Annotated in this window: 12 protein-coding genes; 10 read left to right on the top strand and 2 right to left on the bottom strand. The window is 34.1% G+C overall.

Features of this window, described 5'->3' with window-relative positions; genetic code table 11:
* Positions 1-4 precede the first annotated feature (4 nt).
* Positions 5-1,369, top strand: coding sequence for an amino acid permease (locus tag KIT27_00405; protein MCW5588097.1), 1,365 nt, complete (start codon positions 5-7; stop codon positions 1,367-1,369).
* Between the two features lie 19 nt (positions 1,370-1,388).
* Positions 1,389-2,180, top strand: coding sequence for a class I SAM-dependent methyltransferase (locus tag KIT27_00410; GenBank protein ID MCW5588098.1), 792 nt, complete (start codon positions 1,389-1,391; stop codon positions 2,178-2,180).
* Here the strand turns inward: KIT27_00410 and KIT27_00415 are convergent.
* A complete protein-coding gene (locus tag KIT27_00415) occupies positions 2,170-3,237 on the bottom strand; it encodes a hypothetical protein (GenBank protein ID MCW5588099.1) in 1,068 nt (355 codons plus the stop codon). The two genes, KIT27_00410 and KIT27_00415, sit on opposite strands and share 11 nt — an antisense overlap.
* Entirely contained in the window at positions 3,224-4,480 is a 1,257-nt protein-coding gene (locus tag KIT27_00420) for an MFS transporter (protein ID MCW5588100.1), read from the bottom strand. Before KIT27_00420 ends, KIT27_00415 begins: the two co-directional genes overlap by 14 nt.
* A 391-nt stretch (positions 4,481-4,871) precedes the next feature.
* On the opposite strand from KIT27_00420, the gene KIT27_00425 reads away from it, so the two are divergent.
* Genes KIT27_00425 through KIT27_00460 form a run of 8 tightly spaced genes read left to right on the top strand, consistent with a single transcriptional unit; the run spans position 4,872 to position 25,588 of the window.
* Positions 4,872-5,171, top strand: coding sequence for a hypothetical protein (locus KIT27_00425; GenBank protein MCW5588101.1), 300 nt, complete (start codon positions 4,872-4,874; stop codon positions 5,169-5,171).
* Between the two features lie 11 nt (positions 5,172-5,182).
* Positions 5,183-6,628, top strand: coding sequence for an oligopeptide:H+ symporter (locus KIT27_00430; protein MCW5588102.1), 1,446 nt, complete (start codon positions 5,183-5,185; stop codon positions 6,626-6,628).
* Between the two features lie 17 nt (positions 6,629-6,645).
* On the top strand, positions 6,646-7,044 hold the full coding sequence (locus KIT27_00435; GenBank protein MCW5588103.1) for a hypothetical protein: 399 nt from the start codon (positions 6,646-6,648) through the stop codon (positions 7,042-7,044).
* A gap of 9 nt (positions 7,045-7,053) precedes the next feature.
* On the top strand, positions 7,054-8,367 hold the full coding sequence (locus tag KIT27_00440) for an MFS transporter (GenBank protein ID MCW5588104.1): 1,314 nt from the start codon (positions 7,054-7,056) through the stop codon (positions 8,365-8,367).
* Complete coding sequence (gene hutH, locus KIT27_00445; GenBank protein ID MCW5588105.1) at positions 8,360-9,985, top strand: histidine ammonia-lyase; 1,626 nt, start codon at positions 8,360-8,362, stop codon at positions 9,983-9,985. Before KIT27_00440 ends, hutH begins: the two co-directional genes overlap by 8 nt.
* Entirely contained in the window at positions 9,957-10,670 is a 714-nt protein-coding gene (locus tag KIT27_00450) for a hypothetical protein (GenBank protein MCW5588106.1), read from the top strand. The genes hutH and KIT27_00450 overlap by 29 nt, the downstream gene beginning before the upstream one ends.
* 12 nt (positions 10,671-10,682) lie before the next feature.
* Positions 10,683-18,872: an amino acid adenylation domain-containing protein gene (locus tag KIT27_00455; GenBank protein MCW5588107.1), complete on the top strand. Its 8,190-nt coding sequence runs from the start codon at positions 10,683-10,685 to the stop codon at positions 18,870-18,872.
* On the top strand, positions 18,869-25,588 hold the full coding sequence (locus KIT27_00460) for an amino acid adenylation domain-containing protein (GenBank protein ID MCW5588108.1): 6,720 nt from the start codon (positions 18,869-18,871) through the stop codon (positions 25,586-25,588). The genes KIT27_00455 and KIT27_00460 overlap by 4 nt, the downstream gene beginning before the upstream one ends.
* The last annotated feature ends 3 nt before the right edge of the window (positions 25,589-25,591 follow it).

Genomic DNA, 25,591 nt, shown 5'->3' on the forward strand with positions numbered 1-25,591 from the left:
TTTTATGCATAATTTTAGTAAGACCTTAAAGCAATTTGGTTATAAGCAAGAACTGAAGCGTAATTTAAACGTTTGGCAGTTAACTGCTTTTGGCTTGAATTACATGATCCCACTATCTCCAGCTATTTTCTTTGGCTTTGTCCTATTACGATCAGGTGGGACAGTTGTTTTGCCATTTTTTATCGCGGGTATTGCTATACTTTTTACGGCGACTAGTTATTCTTTAATGGTTAGGCATTTTCCTTTAGCGGGATCATTATATAATTTTGTAAGCCGAGCTTGTCACCCATACCTGGGATTTATGGCAGGATGGATTTTGCTGCTTGATTATTTGCTTATTACGACAGTAACTTCCATGAGTGCTTCACTTTATATTCATCAGTTGTTCCCTCAAATTCCATATGAAATAACATTAATTATATTTTTTTGCATAACAGGAGTTATCAATATTCTTGGCATTCAATTGGTTGCTAATTTCGGTCTTATCATGTTGTTATTTATAGAGTTGGTAGTGCTGTCTAGTTTTTTAGTTTGGGGTGATAAGGTTATCCAGCATGCGGGAGTTGATCATTTATTTAGTTTAATGCCTTTTCACTTCAAGAGTGTTGCTTCACTTATAAGTGCCACTTCACTTGCGGTAGCAAGTTATCTAGGGTTTGATGCTATTACTACGTTAGCAGAAGAAGCAAAAAATCCAATTAGAGATATTCCAAAAGCAATTTTTCTATCTATTTTTATAGGTGGATTAACAATGATGCTTACAGGTTATTTAGCTGTATTGGCAATACCTAATTGGCGAGAGTTAATAATCCAACCACATTGGATCGACACAGCATTATTTCATGTTTCTAGGTTAGCAGGGGGGAACAAGTTTGCATTATTTTATTCAATTGGATTCGTAACCAGTATGGCATTATTCAATATTGTGGCAACAGCAGCCACGGCAAGATTATTATATGGCATGGGTCGAGACGGTGTTTTAAATAAGAATATTTTTGCAAAAATTAACAATCGCTGGAAAACACCACACATTAATATTTTGATCATTGTGGTTGTTGGGATTTTATTGGGAAGTACAATAAATTTAGTCGATATTGCTAGTTTAGTAAATTTTGGCGCATTGCTTGGCTTTGCAATATTGAATATATCAGTCATTTATTTTTACTTTACTAATTTTAGAAAAACAGACATTAAAAATAAACCGTATACCATTTTGTTTTATATAATTATCCCTTCATTAGGCTTTGTTAGTATTGTTTGGGTTTTTTCAGGGCTTGATCCACAAACACACAGGGTGGGATTGGTTTGGGTGATATTTGGTTTTATCTATTTAATCCTAAATAGAAAGCAACTATCAAAGATTGAATAAATTTTATGGAGAGAATTTCATGAATAAAGATTACGCCTTTTGCTTCGGTGAAGAGGATCAAAGTAGGCTGGAAATATTAAATGATATTTGTAATGCTGAAAGCCAGGCTTTTCTTTCGCCTTATATAAGAGAAGGGATGAATGTATTGGAGGTGGGCGCTGGACATGGACATATGATACCTTGGTTCTTAGATCAAGTAGGCCATGATGGCAGTGTGACTGCTTTAGATGCTGACAATGAGCAAATAAAAGTTATCAGGTCTAAAATTGATGTTAATAAAAATCTGTTATTAAAAGTAGGTTCTGTTTATGATTTGAATGCTTTAAATGATTTTGATTGTATCTATTGTCGATTTCTATTCATGCATTTAGATGATCCTGATCGAGCACTTAAGAGCATGATTTCAAAATTAAATAAAAATGGCATACTTTTGCTTGAAGAGCCTACCTTATCGAGTAACTTTTGTTATCCTGAATCAAAGCAATATCAAGAAGCTATTAAACTTCTGCTCAAGTTGGGCGAAACTTTTAAACATGATTATGATATTGGATTGAAATTAATAACTAAAGTTAAAAATCTTGGTGGCTTTATTAAGAGCGTCAGTTTTTCTCAACCCGTTTTATATACTAAAGAACGTAAATCAATTTTACGACTTTCATTAAAATCGGCGGCAGAGAAATTTATCAATGCTAATTTAATTGGTACTCAAGAGTTCGAATTTTTGTTGAATAATATTGAAAGTTTAGAAACAAACAATGATTATATTTTTACGCTTTCTAGGCAAACGCAAATAGTTGCTGCTAAGAGCTAATGTATCGAAGGAAATGTTCGTTTAAAAGTCCGTAATAATGTGCCTTATAAACTAAGTGAACCTTATTATGGCACTCAAGTTTATTTTGAGCAGTGCTAAGGTATTTCTCTACCGTTTTATATTCAATTTGCATAAATCTGGCGATTTCTTTGGCGCTATAACCCAGAGAAGTCCAGAAAATTGCTTCCAGCTCTCTTTCAGATACAAGATACTTAAATTTCAGGCTATTATCTATTGAATCGATAGTAGGTATATTTTGAAATATATTAAGGGAGTGCGCTTTGGCAACCGCTTGAAATGTGCTCGTGCAATCAAGTTTTTTTCGGGCCCTTTCTAAAGCTCGATTAACTGATTTTATTGATACGCCTAGTTCTTGTGCGACTTTGTCTGCTGTTAGTCCTTGGCTCGTTTGGTATAGAACTTCCGTTTCTTTTTTAGTTAGCGGTGAATACACAAGTTTTGAGCTAAGAACTTGCTGGAGGATCTCTTGATTCCACAATATTGGATTCCCTTTTAAGAAAGGGCATATCTCGATTAATATGGATTGGAGTCGAGCTATAAGTAAACATGCGAAATCAATAACGTGTTGTCGATGCGTAACATAAAATCGATTGAGATCTAAAATAGGATAGCGTGTGTGTGCGATGATATTAATATCGACTTTGCCTAGCGATTTTAGCATTGAAAATACTTCGTAGATATTAAATGCTTCACAAAATTCATATAATTTTTCTTGCGAATCACTTTTTTTAAAGCTGTTTTGTAAAATATGATCGGTTCCTAGTAGATAGAAGGTCTTTGAAGTGTTAATCGTATCCAGTTTCCATAAGCCCTCTTTATTGTATGGAATTGACCAATTTGGCATGTTGCTTAAAAAAATGGGTGCTTGTGCTGCTGTAAAGATGCCTAAAGAAATATAATCAATTCCAAAGTTGGTGATATCGTGGCAAGCTTCTTCGATTTGTTTATAGTATTTTACTGATAGAATATCGCTATACAGTTTTAGTTCTTCTTTACTGTACTCCTGAATTTGTCGCAAGTATTTATCGTCTAGCATACCGTTTTACCATTATAAAGCCGAGCAATACAAATATGCTCATGTAGAGCATTATTAGCAGACTTGCTTGATCTGCATAATGCATAAAAAAAGAAAAAACCGCAGGCGCAGTACCACCAAACAGTGTCATGCCAATATTCCAAAATATACCTAATGTTAAATAACGAACTTTTTTCTCGACAGACTGAACGGCAATGCTATTGATCATTGCAGTGGCGGGAGAAATAAGTAACGTAATAAAAATCATACCAATTATATCAAGATAAAAGCTCCCTAGTTGAAATAATTTAAGAGTGGGGTAAAGCCCAATAACAAATAAAGTTGAAAAAAGTAAAAATATTTTCTTGTTATCTATTTTCTGGGCAAATAGTCCTGTCATTGCTTCGAGCACAATATCTAATGCCAATCCGATTAATATAACGAGTGAAGCTTGTGAGCTAGACAAGCCAAAATAAGTTAATAATACGGGTAACCATACATATATTCCCCAGCTCGTCACACCGTTATAAGCGGCAAGCACAACCATAAAGCTTGCTTTTTTCAGTATTCCTGAATAACTGATGGTTTTGTGTTTTAGTAGATGAATAAAATTTACATCGCTTTCCAGTACCTTACCCCTCAGTTGATAAGCGCAGATCAATCCAATGAAAGCAAGCAAAAATGGTATGCGCCACGCCCAGTCTGGCATATTACTTTTGGTAAAAATGGCGCCTGCTAAAAATCCCAGCATCATGCCCGCACTATTAGAAATATTAGGTAAACAGCCAGCAAAAGGTTTGAGTCGATCTGGTGCATTCTCCACAAGATAGATAGTTGCACCATTGTATTCGGCGCTGCTGGATAATCCTTGCAACAATCTGGCGATCAGTAACAGAATGGGAGCCCAGATTCCAATAGCTTGATAAGTTGGTAGCAGTGCGATTAATAAAGATGCTCCAGACATCAAGGTGATAGACAAAGTTAGAGCTATTTTCCTGCTATAGGTGTCGCCGATATAACCAAAGACAGCTCCGCCAATAGGCGCTAACAGCCAGCCTACAGCAAAAGAGAGCCAGACCATTAGCATCGATAAGGTGTGCGGTAAGGTGGAGGGGTAAAATGAGCTAGCGAGTTTAGTTGAAACTGCACTAAATAGAGCAAAATCAAACCACTGGAATATTGTTCCCATCACAATGGCCAAAGACTGCTTCACTGGTTTAGAAGCAGTGTATTTGATTAACGATCTGCCATTCCAATAAGGCACGTTTTACTCCCTATTTTTCAAAAAACTAAGCCTCAACCACGGGCAAAGAGCCCAATTCAGTCAATTTAGTTCAAAATTTTACCAAATTTGGTGGGTTTTTACCCGCCTAAGCGTGGAAATTATACCCGCTTGTTGGCTCATGGTCGTCATATTAAATTAGAGGCTAAGAAATGGACAGAATGATGTATCACAACGAGAGCAGCGCCGGTACATCAATGCGGCTAGTAATTGATGCTGTTCAACGGTCAAAAGTCGCCTTATCTATGCGCGCTCTCATCCCAAGTAATGGGCTTTTTAGCAGGGCTTGGAATGGTAAGACATTGGTCAGATTGTACATAGGAGTTGGTGAGTAGGCAAGGCATGCCAGGTATCTGAAAGCGAGGTAAGTGCTATGGCAGTAAAAATGACAAATAGCTTGTTCTTTAGAGACAAAAGTATACCGGATATGGGAAATGGTAGTGAGATAAGCCCTGCTAACAAAGATATTGCTTGGTTTTCATCAGTGGCAAGAAATGGTGATTTGAGCCGTTGTGAACTTGAAACAGTACTAAAGGATTTAAATGATTTTTGCGAAGAGATGGAAGGTAAGAAGGCTGAAATTGATGCCGAGCTGCAATTACTTGAAGCATATAAAGCGTTATTGGAAGAAAGGCAAAATCGCTTGGTTGATTCAATAAAGCTTAAGCGATAGTTGAGGGAAATATGGAAACTGTAATCGAAGATATAAAAATTTCAGGGCAACTCAGTAAGCCATTTTGGGTACTTTGGGCGATAGAGCTTTGGGAAAGATTTGGTTATTACGGTGTTCAGGCAATATTAGCACTTTATTTTGTTAATCAGTTAGGTTACAGCGAGTCAACAAGTTTTTATATCTTTGGTTCTTTTAGTGCATTTGTGAATGGTTTTGCTTGGATTGGCGGATGGATTGGAGATAAGTATTTTGGCGCTAAAAGAACAATGGTTTTGGGCGCAATAATATTAGCCTTGTCATATTCAGGATTAGCGCTTTCAAATTATCACACTATTTTTTATGCCTTGTCAGGAATTATTGTTGGTAATGCCTTATTTAAGGCGAACCCAAGTTCACTTATTTCAAAATTGTATAAAAAGGGTGATCCAGAATTTGATGGCGCAATGACACTATATTATATGGCTGTCAATATTGGTTCGATGATATCTATGGCGATTACACCGATTGTGGCATCGCGTTATGGTTGGTCTATTGCATTTTGGATTTGTGCCGCTGGTTTATTCCTAGGATTAGCGAACTATCGTGTTTATAACCATGCATTAAAATATATCTCCACTGATGCTGGTAGAAAGCCTTTTTCAAATTTTTTATTTTTTAAAATTTTATGTGCGAGTATATTAGCAATATTAGGCATTTCACAATTACTCGTTCATACACAAATTTGCAGTTGGTTGATTTATACAATTGTTGGGGTAGCGTTTATTATTTTCATAAAAATTGCATTAAGCTTGCGTGGCGTTGAACGTTCAAGAATGTTTGTAGCTTTAATTTTAGTGTTTCAAGGTATTGCTTTCTTTGTTTTATACAATCAGATGCCAACATCCTTAACCTTTTTTGCATTACATAATGTTAATAACCTAATTTTAGGTTGGAATATACCGCCTGCCGAATACCAAGTTTTAAATTCAATAGTCATTATTGTGATGTCCCCGATATTAACTTGGGCTTATAAAAAATATCCTTCTACTCATGTTACTAAATTCTGTATGGGAATGACTTTATGTGCGATCGCATTTTTTGTGTTGGCCATACCACAGTATATCTCAGTCACTGGGATTGTATCTCCGTTATGGATGTTGCTGACCTATTTTTTTCAGTCAACAGGTGAGCTATTAATTTCTGGTCTTGGATTAGCAATGGTTGCTGAATTATGCCCAGAAAATATTTGTGGATTTGTAATGGGGTTTTGGTTTTTGAACTGTATGTTAGCTGGGCCTATTGGAGCTTGGGTTGGTGATTTGACTACAGTGTCAAATCCTAATGTAGCTATGTCGAGTGTTACCAGTTTACACATTTATGGAAATGTGTTTGGAGAAATTGGTATAGCAACAGCTCTAATTGCAATTCTCATGTGGGCTTGTCGCCCTGCTTTAAACAAAGTGTTGAAACAAATATAACGGGAAGGGAGATTTTTATGAAAAAGGTAAAAGTAGCAGCTTCGGCATTATGTCTTCTAGGCGTGTTGCTAGGGACACAAGTTGCTTTAGCAACGCAACAGTGTGCGAATGAATTAAAAATAGTAGACAAGTCAAACGCTAATTTTGATTTTACTGGGATTTGTGGCGGTGGCATTGCCATTCGCGGCAATCCTAACTTGGAGCCAGGAAAAGAGTTTACTTATGTGATGTTAGGCGATAAGGCAGAAGGAGAAATTGGCTACATAGATAATAAACACCATCAGTATATCAACTTTGATTATGACTATACGAAGTCAGGAGGTGTTGTCAGTGTCAAAGGCGGTGAGAAATATTATCAATATGCCGGTTTATGTACTCCCTACGGCAACGAAATCATTATTGAAAATAAACAGTAAGTGATAAAAATGAATATCGAGCATAGCAAGCTGAAAAATGGTATTTCAAAAAATAAGGCTATAGCGATTTATATAGTTGTATCATTATTTCTGGCGTTTGAAATGGCAGTGCAAGTATCGCCAAGTGTGATGGCAGCTAATTTGATGCAGTCATTAGGTATCAGTGCGTTTGAACTCGGGGTTATGTCAAGTGCTTATTTTTACTCATATACGAGTATGCAAATACCATCTGGATTGTTATTTGATAGGTTTAATGCTTTAACTATTATTGTTTCTGCTGTTGTTGTTTGTTCGGTTGGTTCTATTCTATTTGGATGTGTAAGTAATTTTTACTTTGGTTGCTTTGCAAGAATATTGATGGGTGCAGGATCTGCTTTTGCATTTGTTTCAGTTTTGGTAATGGCATCAAAATTATTTGAATCAAAGTGGTTTCCTGTGCTTACTGGTATTACTCAGATGTTAGCTGCTTTTGGAGCGATGTCTGGCCAGTTGCCTATTAGTATTATGGTTAGTCAGACTGGCTGGCGAAATACGATGTTTATACTAGGGGCAGTTGGTATTGGATTGGCATTAATTATTTCTTTTATTCTACGTGGTGTTGACGCAGATAAAACGAAAGCAGAACTTGATACTAAGGCTAGCTCAACCCCCATAAGAAATTCATTAAAGCTAATTATATTGAATCCACAAACATGGTTTATAGGTTTATATGCATGCCTGCTATGGTCGCCCATGTCAGGATTTGCGTCACTTTGGGGTGTGCCATATTTGGAGAAATTTGATGGTCTAACAAGAAATAGTGCAGCACTTTATTGCTCTATGATGTGGTTGGGATTGGCGATAGCAAGTCCATTACTTGGTTTACTTTCAGCCTCAGTAAAAAATAAAGTATTTCCGCTCATTTTGAGTTCATTAGTAGGCGTCGTTTCATTTGGGGTGCTAATAGAAATACACCTTCACGGAATCTATTTAATTATAGTGCTGCTGCTTTCTGGTGCTGCATGTTCTGGTCAAGCACTGAGTTTCTTTTTAGTAGAAAGAAATAATTCTAAAAAAGTTAGGGCAACAGCAATTGCTTTCAATAATATGGCAGTTGTTACTTCAGGAGCTATTTTTCAACCCCTCATAGGTGCATTTATCAGTTGCTTTGGAAAAGAAGCATTTTCTAGTTACTCAATATTTGATTTTAAGAGAGGGTTATTGCTTATTTTGGGCGCTTATTTTATTTCGTTTTTACTTTCTTTATTCGCTATTAAAAATCCTGGAAGGAAAGAACACTTAGTAAATTTAAAGCTTGGGCGCGAGGAGGCAGTATATGAATAGTTTTGATAGCAATGGAAAGTTTATTATAAAGCCAGGAAATCTGAAGTTGAGCGAATTGCAGAAAATTTTAGAGGTGGAAGAGATTCGGATCTCTATTTGCAAGGAATCATATAGCAATATCAGAAAATCTGTTAATACCGTAAATAACATGATCAACCAAGGTAAAGTAGTATATGGTGGAAATACTGGATTTGGCAAATTAGCTAATACAGTGATAGAAACAAAAGATTTAGTTAGGCTACAACATAATCTGATTGCCTCACATTGCACAGGGGTTGGTGAGCTTGTTGATGACAAGATTGTTAAGTTAATTTCACTTTTGAAAGTCAATAGTCTTGCAAGAGGTTATTCAGGTATTAGAGAAGAGGTTTTAGAATTATTATTAAAATTAATTAATGAGGGTTACTATCCTTGTATTCCTTGTCAAGGCTCAGTAGGTGCTTCTGGAGATTTAGCTCCATTGGCACATTTATCAGCGCCATTGATTGGTTTAGGTTATGTGAGAAAAAATGGAGAAATCATATCAGGAAATGAAGCTTTAAATGCTATTGGAGAAAAACCATTAGAATTAGCGCCTTTAGAAGGATTATCGTTATTAAATGGAACACAAGTTTCAACAGCATTTGCACTAAAAGCTTATTTTGACGCAGAGCAACTAATGGCGGTAGCAATGGTTAGCGGTGCAATGTCTACGGATGCATTAAAAGGGAGTAGCACGCCGTTTCGTGATGAGATACATCAGTTGCGTGGTCAAAGCGGTCAAATAAAAGTAGCGCGCCTGTTATCTAAACTACTTGAAAATAGTAAAATTAGATTATCACATGCACATTGCTCTAAAGTGCAGGATCCATATTCTCTCAGGTGTCAGCCACAGGTTATGGGAGCCTGCTTAGACCAACTAATTGAAATTGCAAATGTATTAACTAACGAAATTAATGCCGTTACAAATAATCCCATTGTACTTTCAGATAAAATGGAAATCTTATCTGGCGGCAATTTTCATGCAGAACCAATTGCATTTGCTGCTGATAAACTTGCGATGATATTTTGTGAAATTGCTTCAATGAGTGAAAGGCGTATTTCACTTTTAGTCGATCCCAATATAAGTCAATTACCAGCATTTTTGATTAATGGAAGCGGGCTTAATTCTGGCTTTATGATTGCGCAAGTCACTGCTGCTGCTCTTGTTAGTGAAAATAAATCTTTGAGCTACCCATGTTCGGTTGATTCTATACCTACTTCAGCAAATCAAGAAGATCATGTCAGTATGGCTACTCATGCTGCAAGAAGGCTTTTCAATATGTTTGATAATACAGCCAATGTAATTGCTATTGAGTTGCTGTCAGCGGCTCAGGGTTTTGATTTTTTACGACCCTTGGAATCATCTATAGAGCTAGAGCACTATTTTAAAAGTATAAGAGATCTAGTTCCTTTTTATACTCAAGATCGATATATGGCAGATGATATTAAAAGCATTTTTAATTTTATTAAAAAATACAGTTTTAAAGATATTAAAAACTATTTGGAATTACCTTCATTCCTTCATGAAGGTGAGTGTCAGGCTAATAACATTAATGGAGGTTTACGAGATGAAGTACTTCAATTTGCTCAAGCATAACAATAGTGAAATAGAAGATGCGATTAAGCAACTTCGAGAGAAAAGTGTTGTTAATATTACAAAATTTTTTGAAGTTGATTTTATCAATTCACTAATTAAAGATACTTTGTGCGTATATAACAAAAAATTACAACGCAAAGATTTCTTAATGAAGCAGACAGAGAACACGCCTAGAAACATGTTCTCTGTCCCAGAAAAAGCAATTGATGAAGTGTCAAAAATTATACCAGAATTTTATAATGATTCCTCCGTCAAACAGTTTCTTTCTACTTTAGCTCAAGAAGAAGTTAAAACTTTGCCATGGGCAGGAGAAAGATATGTAATCAATGGGCTATCTAATTCTAGTGACACACATGGGTGGCACTGGGATGATTATTCTTACGCATTAGTTTTTATAGCAAAATCACCCTCACCCGATCAAGGTGGTGCAGTTGAGTGTATACGAAATACAAATTGGGATAGAAAGAATCCTAGAGTACACGAAATTGTTAACAGTAATAAATCAGAAATATATCATTACGATGATGGCTCATTTTATTTAATGAAGTCTGATACAACCTTGCATCGTGTGACACCTATTGTATGGAGTGCTGTTAGGATTGCTATAGCTATGTCATGGTGTTCTGAAGCTGATCTACTAAAAGATATTGATCACGAAACAGTTTATGAACTTTATGGAATTTAGGGATAGATTACTATGAAAAATAACTTCTGCAATAGTCAAGGTATTAAATTATCATATGGTAAATATTCAACTCTCATCTCATGGATATCTGAAGTTTCTTTAAGCAATCCAAACAAAATCGCGATAATTGAAGATGACTACCATATCACGTACGAAGAACTGGAAAGTTTATCAGATAGTGTTGCAGCACACCTAATAGCACTACATGGAAATAAACGAGTTAAAGCAGTAGGTATCGCAGATGAAAATACGATAGAAAGATTGATATCAATTTTAGGTGTGTTAAAAGCCGGTGGTGCATATGTTCCGCTTGATGTTTCGTATCCAAAAGAAAGAATTAAATATATCATCGATACTGCTGGAGTAGATGTGGTGATATGTCATCAGGATTATAGCGATAGATTTGATGCGGTATCAAAAAAATTAGTTGTCATAAGTGAGTTAATAAGATTAGCTAAAAAAAACAAGAAGCCCAAACCTAATATAAATATACGCACGTTGGATCCTGTGCATATTTTATTTACATCTGGTTCAACAGGGAACCCTAAAGGTGTAATTGGTTCAAATAGATCAATCATTAATAGATTTACCTGGACTTTGCATGAATTTCCCGTAAGTGAGGATGATGTCTTATGTCACAAGACCTCATTAAATTTTATACCATCTGTTTGGGAAGCATTCGGACCTCTTGTCTCTGGATGTACACTTGTTTTAATAAAATCTAATGATGTAAAGGATGCGAGAAAATTCACACAAATTCTTGATAACAATAAAGTAAATAGAATCATTTTGATTCCATCATTGCTCGAAAATGTGATGGAAGAGGTGTGCAGAAGTGGGATTAAATTAAATGAGTTAACATTATGGATGACTAGTGGTGAACGGCTTTCAGGTAGGCTAGCTGCTAAGTTTTATAGTTTGTTTCCAAATGCTGAGCTCGTCAATATCTATGGATCTACAGAAATAGAAGATGGCTGCTTCTTTAGAGTTAATAGTGCAGAAGAGCTAAGTTTTATACCAATAGGTACTCCTATAGCTAATTCAAAAGTAATTGTGTTAAAAGAAAATGGAAATATTGCGAAATTTAATGAGGCTGGTGAAATTTGTTTTTCAGGGCCAGGAGTTGCACAAGGATATATAGGTAAATTTGACATAAGAGATAAGCAATTTACATATAAAGAAAGTAATTCTGAAGAAACCTATTTTAAAACCGGTGATTATGGTCGTATATTGAAATCTGGTGCAATTGAGTACTTGGGAAGAAAAGATAACCAGGTAAAAGTTCGGGGACAACGTGCTGAATTAGAGGAAATAGAGCTGGTTTTAAATAGCCTATCTGAAGTAAAAAAAGCAGCAGTTATTTTCGATCCAGATAATGAAGTATTATTTTGTTATTTTGTGGCTTCTAAAAATGAGAAAATATACCCAAATAGTTTAAAAGAAAAACTCCGCAAAAAACTACCAGAGTATATGGTGCCAGTTAGATACGTTCAACTGGAAGCGCTACCGCTAACGCCTAATGGAAAACTTGATAGGATAAGCTTAGATATACCTAATTTGTATGAAAGGTCACTCGAATCGAAATTGATTCCGCCTAAAAACAATACTGAACAAGAAATCGTGGAAATATTTGAAGAGCTTCTAAGTATAAGGGAAGTTGGTGTTGCTGATGGTTTTTTTGAATTAGGTGGCGATTCATTAAAAGCTTCACAAGCATTAATTAAACTTAAGGAAAAGCTTGGTTCTTATGTCTCTTTTAATCAGTTCTATAAAGACCCAACTCCTTTGGCACTATCTGAAATTATTTTAAATGCTTGTGGTCCAAATGAAAAAAAAGATATCCAAAGGCTTGTTACGCCAGATACTAAAGAAATTAAATTGTCACCTATTCAAAAAAGAATACTGATGCAGCAGGAATTAATGAATGGCTCAGATTCCATCTTTAATTTGATGTCAGTGTTTGAAATATCAGGAGAGTATGGTGAGAGTGTAATAAGAGATTCAATAATTGCCTTGTTAGAAAGGCATCATTTGTTATTGATGAAGTTAGAGCATGTAGATGGTAAAGCTATATTTAGTCGATCAGATAACACTGTGTTAAAAGATAAAACTCATGATTTCAACGAGATAAATGATTTATTGGCTTACGCCGATGAGTGTAATTCAATACCGATTAATACCGATGTTAATTTAACTGAACTTTGTCTGGCTCGCGTTACTGAGAATAAAAAATTTTATATTTTGTTTAAAGTCCACCACTTAATTTTTGATGGTTGGTCTTTAGAGGTTCTATCAAAAGATCTTTCTAAAATAATCAGAGCAAAATCCTTATGCAGAGAGCCGCGTTTAGATAAGTCTTTTTCTTCATATAATTCAATTACTGATACATATGAATCACTACTAAATGATAATAAGTCTGTTAAATTTTGGAAAGAATATCTTTCTGGATATTCTGGAATTTTAAATTTTCCAACCGATTATCGCAGATCGACAGATAATGAAAAAAAGCCAGCTAAAAGGTTAAAACATCTTTTGCATGAAGAACAGAATAGAGCCATCACTAAGCTAGCTAACGAATTAGGCGTGACCCCATACACTATATATTTAGCAGCTTATTGTATTTTATTGTTTAGATATACCGATCAAAATGACGTTGTCGTTGGTATTCCTGTTTCTACTAGAAATTTTTCTCAATTAAATGATGCAATTGGTTTTTTTGTTAATATCATACCGCTTAGGATTGATAGAAAAGCATTAGATAATATGGAATCTGTAGTTAATCATATCAGTGATAATATGATTTCTGTTGAAGAGAACAAATTTTTACCTTTCGATCGTATTGCTAGCGAAGCAGAAGTTACAAGAGAATGGGGATATCATCCTATTTATCAAAGTATGTTTACCTACCAAGCTTTTCAAGCGTCAAGAAAAATAGATAATAAAAATTCAATTCGTTGGTTTGAAATTGGCAGTGACACAGTTGAAGTGGATATGTCGCTCATTATTCAGCCTATGCATGATGGTCAGCGTGAAGTTGTTATTGAATATGATGCTTCTTTGTTTAAAGAAGGCACAATTGTCAGATTCTTAGATAGTTATAAAAGGGTCATGGACTCGATGCTAAAAGATTTAAATCAGAATATCTCAGGCGTTGATTATATTTCTGAGTCTGATAGAAACAAATTAATTAAAACCTTGAATCATACAAATACACAATATCCAGCCAAAGCCTCACTAAGTGAATTATTTGAACAGACTCTTATGAATCACTCAACCAGGCTTGCAGTTGAGTTTGAAGGTTTAAAGCTTAATTACTCAGACCTAGATAGGCAGGTCGATCAGTTGGCTAAAAAATTGTTGAGCATTGGAGTGGGCCATCAAGATTACGTTGCTGTTACAATGGAACGGTCAGAAAAATTGATTATTTCTATGCTGGCCATTTGGAGAATTGGCGCAATATATTTACCAATTAGTCCAGACCTTCCTTTAGACAGAATTCAATATATCGTTAAAGATACTAATGCTGAGTTTGCATTGATTGATGATGTTTCGTCACACCTGTATAAAGATTTTTCATTGAAGCTAATTTCTGTTGATTCTTTCGATAAACATACGAATCATGAAAAAAAGTGTAAGTTAAAAAAAGATAAGATAAACGAAACTGACATCGCCTACGTTATGTATACTTCAGGTTCGACGGGTACGCCAAAAGGTGTTTTAATTTCGCATCGTAGCATTGTTGATAGAGTGTTCTGCTTGATTGATTTTTATCGATACAATTGTACGAGTCGACATTTACAGTATGGTTCATATAGCTTTGATACCTCTTTAGAGGAACTGCTTTTACCAATATTTTCAGGCGGCACACTTGTTTTTGCTCCAAGACAATTTAATTATGACCCTAAAGAATTTGTTGAACTTATTAAGAAATATAGTATTACCTCAATAAATTTTATTCCATCACTCCATCGAGTTTTTTTGGATTATGTTGAACTAAACAATTCACAAGATCTTGATTCATTAAAATATGTTATTTCTGGTGCTGAGACCTTAACGCCGAAAATTGTTAAGAAATTTTATCAACTGTTTCCGAATAAGGTTTTATTTAATTCCTATGGTCCAACTGAGAATACAATTAATTCAACCTTGCATATATGTACGAAGGAAGATGGTGAGTCCTATTCAGTACCGATAGGAAAATGTATTGCTAACTCCTCTTGTTATGTGCTAGATCAAAATAAACAAATAGTGCCATTTGGTGTTCCAGGTGAACTATACGTAGGGGGGATAGGTTTAGCATTAGGCTACTTAAATCGAACCGATCTGACTAATGAAAAATTTGTAAAAAATCCTTTTACTGATAACGAGGAAAAGATTTATGCAACAGGTGACTTGGTTAAAATGTTTGAAGATGGAACCATTGAGTTTATTGGAAGAAATGATAGTCAATTGAAAATACGAGGTTTTAGGATTGAGTTAGGTGAAGTTGAAGCAGCTATTAGAAATCTTGAGGATGTATCCTACGCTGTTGTTTTATCGAAATTGGATAGTGGCTCGGAAGCATATTTAGTTGCCTATATTAAACCGAACTCTCATAACAGTTTTCAACTTGATGCTGAGAAGATTAAACACCTTCTTAAAGATATTATACCTGAGTATATGATTCCAAGAATCATAGTTATTCTAGATGATTTCCCATTGCTTGCTAGTGGAAAAATAGATGTGAAGGCGCTCTCCAGTCAAGCGAATTATGAAAAATTAAGTCATCAAGAAATAAAACATCCTATTAGTCCTGTTGAGCAAGAAATATATGAATTATGGAAAAAGCTTCTTTCGATAAACGAAATTTCTGTTGATCAAAACTTTTTTTCTTTAGGTGGAAGTTCAATATTGATAATACAAATGCTGAATGAGCTTAGAAAAAACTATCAAGTTGACATTAGTTTGCGGGATATCTATAAAAATCCGACAATTAAAGAAATTGCATCTTTAGTTGAGAAAGCAGATAAATCTGGGTTGCCGGATTTAAATATCAATCATGTGAGAGAGAAAAAGATGCCGCTTTCTTTTTCTCAAGAGCGTTTATGGTTTTTAGATCAGTTCAACAATGGCAGCATTGAAAATGTTATTCCACTTATTTTTAAGCTGGAGGGCGAGCTTGACATACAACGATTCAGACATGCCTGTGAAGCCTTATGTCTCTCTAATGAAGCCTTGCTTTTAAATTTTGGTCAAACTGATGGAATGCCATATCAAACTAAATCTCAGCACGGACAATTTGATTTTGAAGTCATAAATGCAAAGAACTATCAAACAGTAATCGAATCTGAATTAAAAAAGCCTTTTAATTTGAAGCATGATCCATTAATTAGATTTCGTATTATTCATCAGGATAATGATGTTAACGTATTGTTAATGAGCATGCATCATATTATTTCTGACGGATGGTCGTGTTCACTTATTTTGAAAGAATTATCTAAGCTCTATAACCATTCTAATCAATCAGTTAATAATAAATCATTTGATTTTTTAGATTATGTCTACTCTGAGAAAAAATCTACTAGAAACGATATTTCTCCATATTGGAGGGGAAAATATTCGAACAAACTACCACTCCTTCAGTTACCTATTGATAAAAGTAGACCAGCAAAGCAGACATTTAACGGAGATTCTGTACAAATAAAAATAGAGGGTAAAGTCCTAAATAGCATAAATGACATTGCAAGAAAAAATAACCTTAGCCTATTTACATACTTACTATCTGCTTATTTTGTTTTACTAAATGCGTACACACGTCAAGATGATTTAATTGTTGGAACTGTTTTTGCTAATCGGAATAATAAAAAATATGAAGATGTCATTGGTTATTTCGTAAATACACTGCCTTTACGATTAAATATAAATAATAATGATACGTTTTATAAAATTTTATTAAAGGTAAGTAAAGAGTTAGAAGAATTGTCTGTGCATCAGAACACTCCTTTCGAAAGACTTGTGGAGGAATTTGTACACGATAGAGATATGTCTAGAAGTCCAATATTTCAAACATTATTTGTCATGCAAGACACTTTGGATGACTCTATTCAAATAGAGGGAATCAAGGCGAGCCAAGAGCAGGCACCACATTACACCTCAAAATTTGATATGTCTGTTTTAGTTTCAACAATTGATAAAGAATTAGTTTTTACTTTTGAATATAACACTGATCTATTTAATAAGGATACTATCACTAGGATAGCTGCAAATTTTGCTTCATTTTTATCATTATCTAGCAAGTGCCCTAATAAAAACCTTAACGAGTATGAATATATGGGGTCAAGTGAAAAACTCTTGTTAGAATCATTTAACAAAACAGAGTATTGTTTTAATAAATCAGATTTTCTTCTTGATGAGCTTTCAAACGAGAATTTTATAAATAAAAATAACAAAGTTGCCCTTGTTACAGATAATAGATCACTAACGTATGATGAAATTAATACTATCTCTAACAAATTAGCTAATTATTTAGTTTCAAGAAAAATAAAACGCGGAAGCTTAGTCGCAATTGTCATGGAAAAAGGTTGGGAGCAGATTATTGCAGCTTACGCAATACTAAAGTCGGGTGCAGCATATTTGCCAATAAACGCGCATGATCCGATTAATAGGATTAATGAGTTACTAGTATCTGGAAAATGTGAGTTTCTCTTAACGCAAGACGTATTTAGAAGAAAATTAGATAACTTATCAAGTTGTGAATGTATCAGTGTTGATAGTGAGCATTTATATAAAGATTGTTCTGATGATATGCCAAAAATTAATAGGAAAAAGGATGATCTAGCTTATGTCATTTTTACATCAGGTTCCACAGGAAAGCCTAAAGGCGTCATGATTAAACATGAATCTGTAGTTAACACGATTTTAGATATTAACGATCGATTCAATATCGGCGCTGGTGATGTGATTTATGGTATTTCTTCTTTGAATTTTGATCTATCGGTTTACGATATATTCGGTACCTTTGCTGCTGGAGGAACATTAGTCTTACCTAGTGAAAATGATAAAAAAAATCCTGAAAAATGGTTGTCTGACATACAGGGCAATAAAATTACATTCTGGAACTCAGTTCCAGCTCTGATGCAAATGCTGTGTGATTATATATCACTTAATAAGTCACCTAACTCACTAGGTTGTTTAAAGAATATATTGTTAAGTGGTGATTGGATCCCATTAGATTTACCAGTAAAAATTCGGGACCATATTGGAGCACAAGCGAGCTTAACAAGCCTGGGTGGCGCTACTGAAGCCTCTATTTGGTCAATAGCGTATGACGTCAGCTCCATTAATCGCGAATGGAAGAGTATTCCTTATGGAAAACCACTCCGCAATCAATCGTTTTATGTGCTCAATGAGTCAGGGATGCAATTGCCTATAGGTGTTGCTGGAGAACTTTATATTGGTGGAGCGGGGGTTGCTAGTGGGTATTGGGACGATTTTGAAAGAACGAATGCTTCATTTATTAAGTTGCCGACTACAGGGGAAGTTATTTATAAGACGGGCGATCTAGGTCGTTATTTACCGGATGGTAATATTGAGTTTTTAGGGCGAAATGATCATCAGGTTAAGATTCGTGGTTACCGTGTAGAATTAGGAGAAATTCAAAGTAAAATTACTGAAAGAGTAGATATAGATAAGGCAATAGTCATTGATTATAAGGATAACGATAATAATACTTATTTAGTTGCGTATATTGTTTCTGTAGATAATGTAAAAATAGAAAAAAATGTAATTCGCAGTGAATTAAAATCAAAGCTACCCGAGTATATGGTTCCAAGCTATTTTATCCAGCTTGTTTCATTGCCTTTGACGGAAAATGGAAAAATAGATAGGAAATCATTGCCATTGCCAAGCTCTGTAAATCCGCCTGTATCTTTTGAAGAAAAGACGACAGAAACAGAAAGCAAAATTAAAGAAATATGGTCTCAGTTGCTCAATATCAATAATATAAGTAGGTATTCAAGCTTTTTTGAAGTGGGTGGTCATTCTTTGTTAGCAACAAAGGCCGCTTTCTTAATGCGTAAAGTATTTTCCGTTAATGTTCCAATAACTTTATTATTTGAAAACCCAATATTATCTGATTTGGCATCATCTATAGAAATGCTTCGAGATTATTTATATGAATCTGTTGATGAGTTTTCAGATGCACTAGAAGAGGGTGAGATATGATAAATGAAACGAGTTCGGTAGTGACAATTCTGGAGCAAGTTAGAAATCATGGTGTGAAACTATGGGTAGAAAATGGAAAGCTAAAATTTAAGGCTAAAGAGGTATTTCCAGATATATTAAAGACAAAAGTGATTCAGCATAAGCATGAATTAATAGAGCTACTATCCAATAATCCAATAACAACTCACAAAAGTGAAGAGGTTATATCTGAGTTTCCATTACCTCAGATGCAATCAGATATCGTTGATGCAGTGTCACTAACAGATAAAAAACATTTGTATAACGTGCCAATTACTCTGCATTATTACGGGGATTTTTGTCTCAAAAAGTTCGAGCATGCATTAGAATCTATTATACAAAAGCATAAAATACTTAATGCTAAAATAGATAAAAAAGGAAGTTCTTATCATTTATCTATCCTAGATAAAAAACCCTGCTTTGAATATCTTAACTATGAATCACAGCAAGAATCTTTTGATAAAAATAGTGTTTTAAGGAAAGTATCGAATTATCAGTTTGATATAGAGTCTGGGCCGTTATATTTTGTATCAGTAATTAAGGTTAGTAAAAGTGAATACTATATCTCTTTTGTTTTTCACCACTTAGTTTTTGACGGCGTATCCATAGGGATCCTTTTGGATGAATTTAACAAAGCTTATTATGAAGATGGATCCATTTTAAATAAAAATGATTATTCATATTTTGATTTTATCGATTGGTATAGTTTACAGCGAGACATTTATATGGATCGTGAAAATCATTTTTGGAAAAAACAATTAGCCAATTTATCCAAAATAAATTTGCCCTATGATTTTGTTGATGATGGCTTGAAAAATTTCTCAGGTAGTAAATTAAAGTTTAGTCTTAAGCGATCATTGTCCAAAACCTTAAGCAATATTATTACGAATGAGCTTAAAATAACGCCATTTAATTTTTTTATGGCTATCTATGTTTTACTAATGAGAGATTTTTGCAACCAAGATTATATTACCATCGGAATCACTACTACACTTAGAAAGAAATATGAATTTATGGACATTGTGGGAATGTTTGTAAATTCATTGCCTATGTCAGTTGTAATAGATTCTGAAAACAGTGTTTCTACATTTATAAAAACTATATCTAAGCAGGTTAAGGATATTTTCAACAATAACTTAATTACAACGAGTGAGCTTAAACTATTAATGGGGGAAAATAAAAAAAATCTATTTGATACCATGTTTCTTTATGAGGAAGTTCAAGATTCAGAAACCGAGTTTTTTGATGGTAAAATACAACATGCTCCTGTTCCTGATAGTGGCTTGGCAAAATTTAGCTTGACTCTTTCAGTTTTAAAAATTAGAAATGATAGATTTGATTTAGAGGTTGAATATAATAATAATTTATTTGCAAAAGGAACTATAAAACGGCTATTAGATGGATTTATAGAGCTATTGAAACAATTTGAAAAACCCGAGGTAAAATATAAGCCTCTTAAATGCCTTCATGCAGTAACGACTAAAGAAAAGCGTAAGGTCATAGAGGATTACAATAATATTTCTTTTTCATCCGATAAAAAAAGCATAGTATCAGCTTTTAAAGAACAAGTTTGTAAAAATCCAAGTAGTATAGCAGTTGTTGGGTGTTCAGGTAGCATGACATATGCTGAACTAGATTTGCTTTCATCTTGCTTCGCTAAATGGCTTATAAATAATTGTGGAGATGGGCCTGGAATTGTCGCGCTATGTATGAATAGAGATATATATTCTTTAGCTGCAATTATTGCGATTTTTAAAGCTGGCTATTGTTACGTTCCAATTGATCCAGAGTATCCAGAGGATAGAATTGAATATATTTTGAAAGATAGTCAAGCTGTTTGTATTATTGTTGACAATAATGCAAGTACTCGTTTGAGCACAAAGAACTATTCTAGTTTTAATGTCGAGAACTATTTTAGTAACTTGCAAAAAAATGATATTACGTATTCTGCTCCAGCTATTGACTGCTCAAAACTATCAGATCCGGCATATATCATCTATACCTCTGGTTCTACGGGTAAGCCTAAAGGGGTTGTTGTCAAACACAGTTCATTAACACACTACATTCAATGGAGTGTTCGGCATTATATTAGAGGTAAGGGTTGTGGTACTTTGGTTCACTCTTCGCTTAGTTTTGATCTAACCGTAACCAGTTTATTTTCTGCAATCTACTGTGGAAAGACCACCTATATGGTCCATGATGACTCGGGAATAGAAGGTTTACTAAGAGCGTTAGAAGAAAGGCAAAATTATAGTTTGATTAAGATTACACCAGCCCATCTAAGAATCATGCAACAACACTTATCACCAGATGTGCTCTCAAAAATATCAACTTGCTTTGTTATTGGTGGCGAGGCGTTATATTTAGAACATTTAAATTTTTTAATGAAATATTGTCATGAATCAATCTTTGTCAATGAGTATGGCCCAACAGAGACAACTGTCGGAGCAATGAATTTTACATTTGACTCTAAGACAAAAAAAATTCCATCCGCCGTTCCGATAGGTAGGCCAATAGGAAATTATAAAATCTATATTCTTGATTACCTTATGCGTCCCGTACCTTTAGGCACAATTGGAGAAATATATATTTCTGGGATTGGGTTAGCACAAGGGTATTTAAATAATGAAAATCTGAACTCAGAACGTTTCATAAAAAATCCATTTAAGCAAAATTCGAGTACTGAATTGATGTATAAAACCGGTGATCTAGCAAAATTGTCTGCCGATGGGATTTTGCAATACATCGGTAGGGTTGATGAGCAGGTTAAAATAAATGGATATCGTATTGAATTAGGGGAAATTGAAAATGTATTAAAAGATATTATTGGGGTACAGGATGCTGTGGCAATAATAGATGAAAAGAATGAGAACAAGCAAATTATTGCATATTTAGTTTTTGATAGTGAAGACTATAATCTGTCGTTTAATGATATTAAAGAACAGCTTGTAAATAAGCTGCCATTTTATATGAGACCATCAGATTACAGAGTTGTTTCTTTAATACCGTTAACTACTAATGCCAAGATTGACAAAAAAACGTTAAGAAAACTTCCATACCAAGAGCTTAAATTTGCTAACAGTTTACAGAATGATGACCTTTCACCGATAGGAGACGCATTACTTCAATTGTGGCGAGAATGTTTTGATAATCAGGATATAGCAGCCCATGATGATTTTCTTTCTTTAGGTGGTGATTCTTTAATGGCTATTCAATTGGTTTCCAAAATGAGGGATCTAGGTTGCAAAGTTAGTACGAGAGATCTTTATAAGTTACAAAACATATATGAGATTGACAGGTTTTTAAAAAATTTTGATGCCCCATCAGATAAAGAATGTGCTGATACTTTGAATGGAAAAATTCCATTAACCCCTATACAGAAATGGTTTTTTAACCAAAAATTACAAAATCAAGATCGATATCTTCAAGTTTTACCAATCAGGTTAAATAAAAAGTTTCTGAAAATAGACATGAAAAGTATTTTAAATAAGCTTTTTGACAATATTGATGTTTCAAAAATAAGATTTTCACTTGATTCTGAAAACGTTATTCAGTTTTACGCTGATTCGCCAATTCAAGAATGCTACTACTATACCGATATAAATACTGATATATCCCAGGTACAAAATTCATTGATAGAAGATGCATACCAAAAAATAAAGGTTTTTGATTCGCCACTGATACATGTTATACGTTTTAAATCTGATAATAATGATACTTTGTTATTTATTATGCATCATTTGATTATTGATGCATATTCATGGTCAATCCTTAAGGAAAAATTAGCTAGCATTCTCAATGATGAGGAGATTAACTTAAGCGCCAGCTACAAGTGCTGGTCAAATACATTAAATCGTTATTTGTCCACAAGTGCTTTATCTGTTAATGAAAATATTGAGACAAAAGACACTGTTAAGTTAAGAGATATATTTTCAAATGAAGCGATTATAAATTCCGTCACCACATGTGAGTTTGGGTTTAGTATCCCAATGCTCCAGGATGAATTAAAAAATAGAATACGTAGGTTAAATATCAACATGGGTGATGTTTTATTAGCTGCGTTATATAAATCAATGCTTCCTTATACCGTCGGTCTTAATGGTGTTCCTCTAACTATAGAAAGCTATGGGCGTGCTGACATAGATCCTCAGTATGATTTTACTAAGACTGTTGGCTGGTTTACCTGCTTTTATCCTTTATCCATTCCTCATTCATATGAAACACTTAATATACTTTCATTGCTTAAAGCAATTTCTGGTTTAAGGTCTGCTATTCCTGATCTGGGAGTTAGGAATATGAATGATTCTTATAATGATCTTCCTCCGATATGCTTTAATTATTTAGGTGATATAACAGGAAGCAGTACATTTAATGGGCTCATGGAAGAACTACCTATGGATTCATTGCCAAACCCGATAGCCAAGGAAAATCACAGTAATAATAATGCTTTTCTTTTTGAATTAAACTGCTGGGATGAGGCTGATTCATTTAAATTGGCTTTAAAGTTTAAGAAGCATTTAGTTTCTAAAACGGAAACTGAACAATTTGTTTGTTCGTTCAAACAAGAAATAACAAATTTTATAGATGCTTTAATTGATTGCCCTGAGCGTGAGTTTAATAAAGTTGTTGATGTTACTTTTTACACGAACAAGTTTTTAGAGAAGGTTAATTCTGGTTCAGTAAAGAAAGTATATCGAGCATTGCCTGGACAAGAGACAATGCTTGCGCAATATAAAACTAACCCTGAGTCACAAGGCTTTAGGTCCAAGGCATATTGGACTGTAGGCAAAGATATAAGCCCTGTAGAGATTGAAAATATATGGAGATCGTTAAGATCAGAACTTTCAGGATTAAACGTTAATCTGGTTGAGCAGGATGGATTTTATTATCAACTTGAATCAATTCCAAGAGAGATGGATTTTTTCAAATATGAAAGAGAGTGCCTCTATTCAGCAAAAGACGCATTGAGTTATATTGACGAACTATTTCCTAGGCAATTTAATTTGAGCAGGGAATCACTCATTCGTTGTATAACATTACAGTATTTGGACTGTTCGATAATAATGTTGGATCACCATCATGCTTTACTTGATGGTGAATCGATACAGATAATAAAAAACGTTTTTGATGACTCTATTTTAAGTGCATCTCTGCCAGGTAAGAACATTTATAAATTTAATGGTAATAAAAGTTATTATAAGGCGATTAATCCATATCTTAAAAATGAAGATAGTCGATTTTGGGATGAATACCTTACTAATTATTCAGGGATGGGTAACTTACCTCTTTGTAAATCTCGGCAGACTTTAAAAAAACCTGTAGATAATGAGGGTATGGTTGATTGTGAATTAAATAACGATTTAGTTTCTTCAATAAAAGACAAGGCGAAAAATTTAAAAATAAGTGCTAGTGTAATTTTTGAACTAGCATGGGGACTTTTTCTTTCAGAAAAATGTAATCAATCAGATATTTCTTTTGGTGTTATAAGTTCTGGCAGAGCTAGGTTAAAAAATTCAAAATCATACGTTGGTATGTTTATGAATATCGTTCCTGTTCGTATCCGATTTGCTGATTTAGAGTTGGATCAACAGGCAGCTATTCTTCAGAATGATATGCACGATATTGTGCAGCATGATTCAATAAGCCTCAATGAATTAGAGCGTAAACTTGCTTTATCTGATAATGAATTAATAAATACCGTTTATTCATTTGAGAATGAACAAAATGGTCAAAATAAAATTAAATTTTCAACTATTACAAACTCACCTTTAAGTTTGCTAGTAAAGTGGGGAAATAATCCCGCTTTGGTTTTATTGTATGATGAAGATATTTTTGACAGGAGTACAGTTGAGTTATTTTTATCTGATTATTTGTCAACACTACATTCTTTTTCAGGCAATAATTATAAGCCTGTTAAAATCTCTTCGTCCAAAATTGTAAATAGTAGTTGTTCGGATAATTTTATTAAGATTTTTGGTGATTTAAATAGTGGCCTTGAGCCTTTAGTGTTAGTACATGGTTCACTATGTGGTTATGAGGTTTTTGGCTCTCTAGTGAATAAACTTAAAAGACCTATTATTGCTTTAGATTCCTACAATCTTAACCAAGCTATTTATGACCGACCATTGATAACTGACCTAAATGAATTGGCCGATCTATATTTATCATTTATAAAAAAACATTCTAAAGTTAAAAAATTTTCTATTGCTGGATTTTCTCTTGGCGGATTAATTTCGCTTGCAATGCTGAATAAATGCAAGAATTGGAATTTCGATATAAATAGATTATTTATGATTGATAGTTTCTTTTTGAATGATACGCAGAAAAGTCAATGGAAAAAGTTACATAACTATTTTATCAGTGAAGTATCTGAACGAACAAAGTTGCAAGAATTTTACGAAATTGGTGATGATCAGCTTCGCAAACTAGCCAAGGCTGAATTACAAGCTTTGATGGATTTTTCACCACCACCTATGGACGATTCTCGCATTTATTTATTCAAAGGATCTAACTCGTATTCTACTAAAATTGATATATATAAAGATTACATAAATTCACTATCTAACTTGGCAGATAATGGCTGGTTGCAAGTTTATGACAAGATAAATATTACTAATATTGAGGCATCGCATTTTACTATATTGAATGAAAAAGCCGATGAACTTGCTATGAACATTAATAAACTGCTTGAGTGTTGATAA

The organism is Legionellales bacterium (assembly GCA_026125385.1).
Taxonomy (GTDB): domain Bacteria; phylum Pseudomonadota; class Gammaproteobacteria; order JAHCLG01; family JAHCLG01; genus JAHCLG01.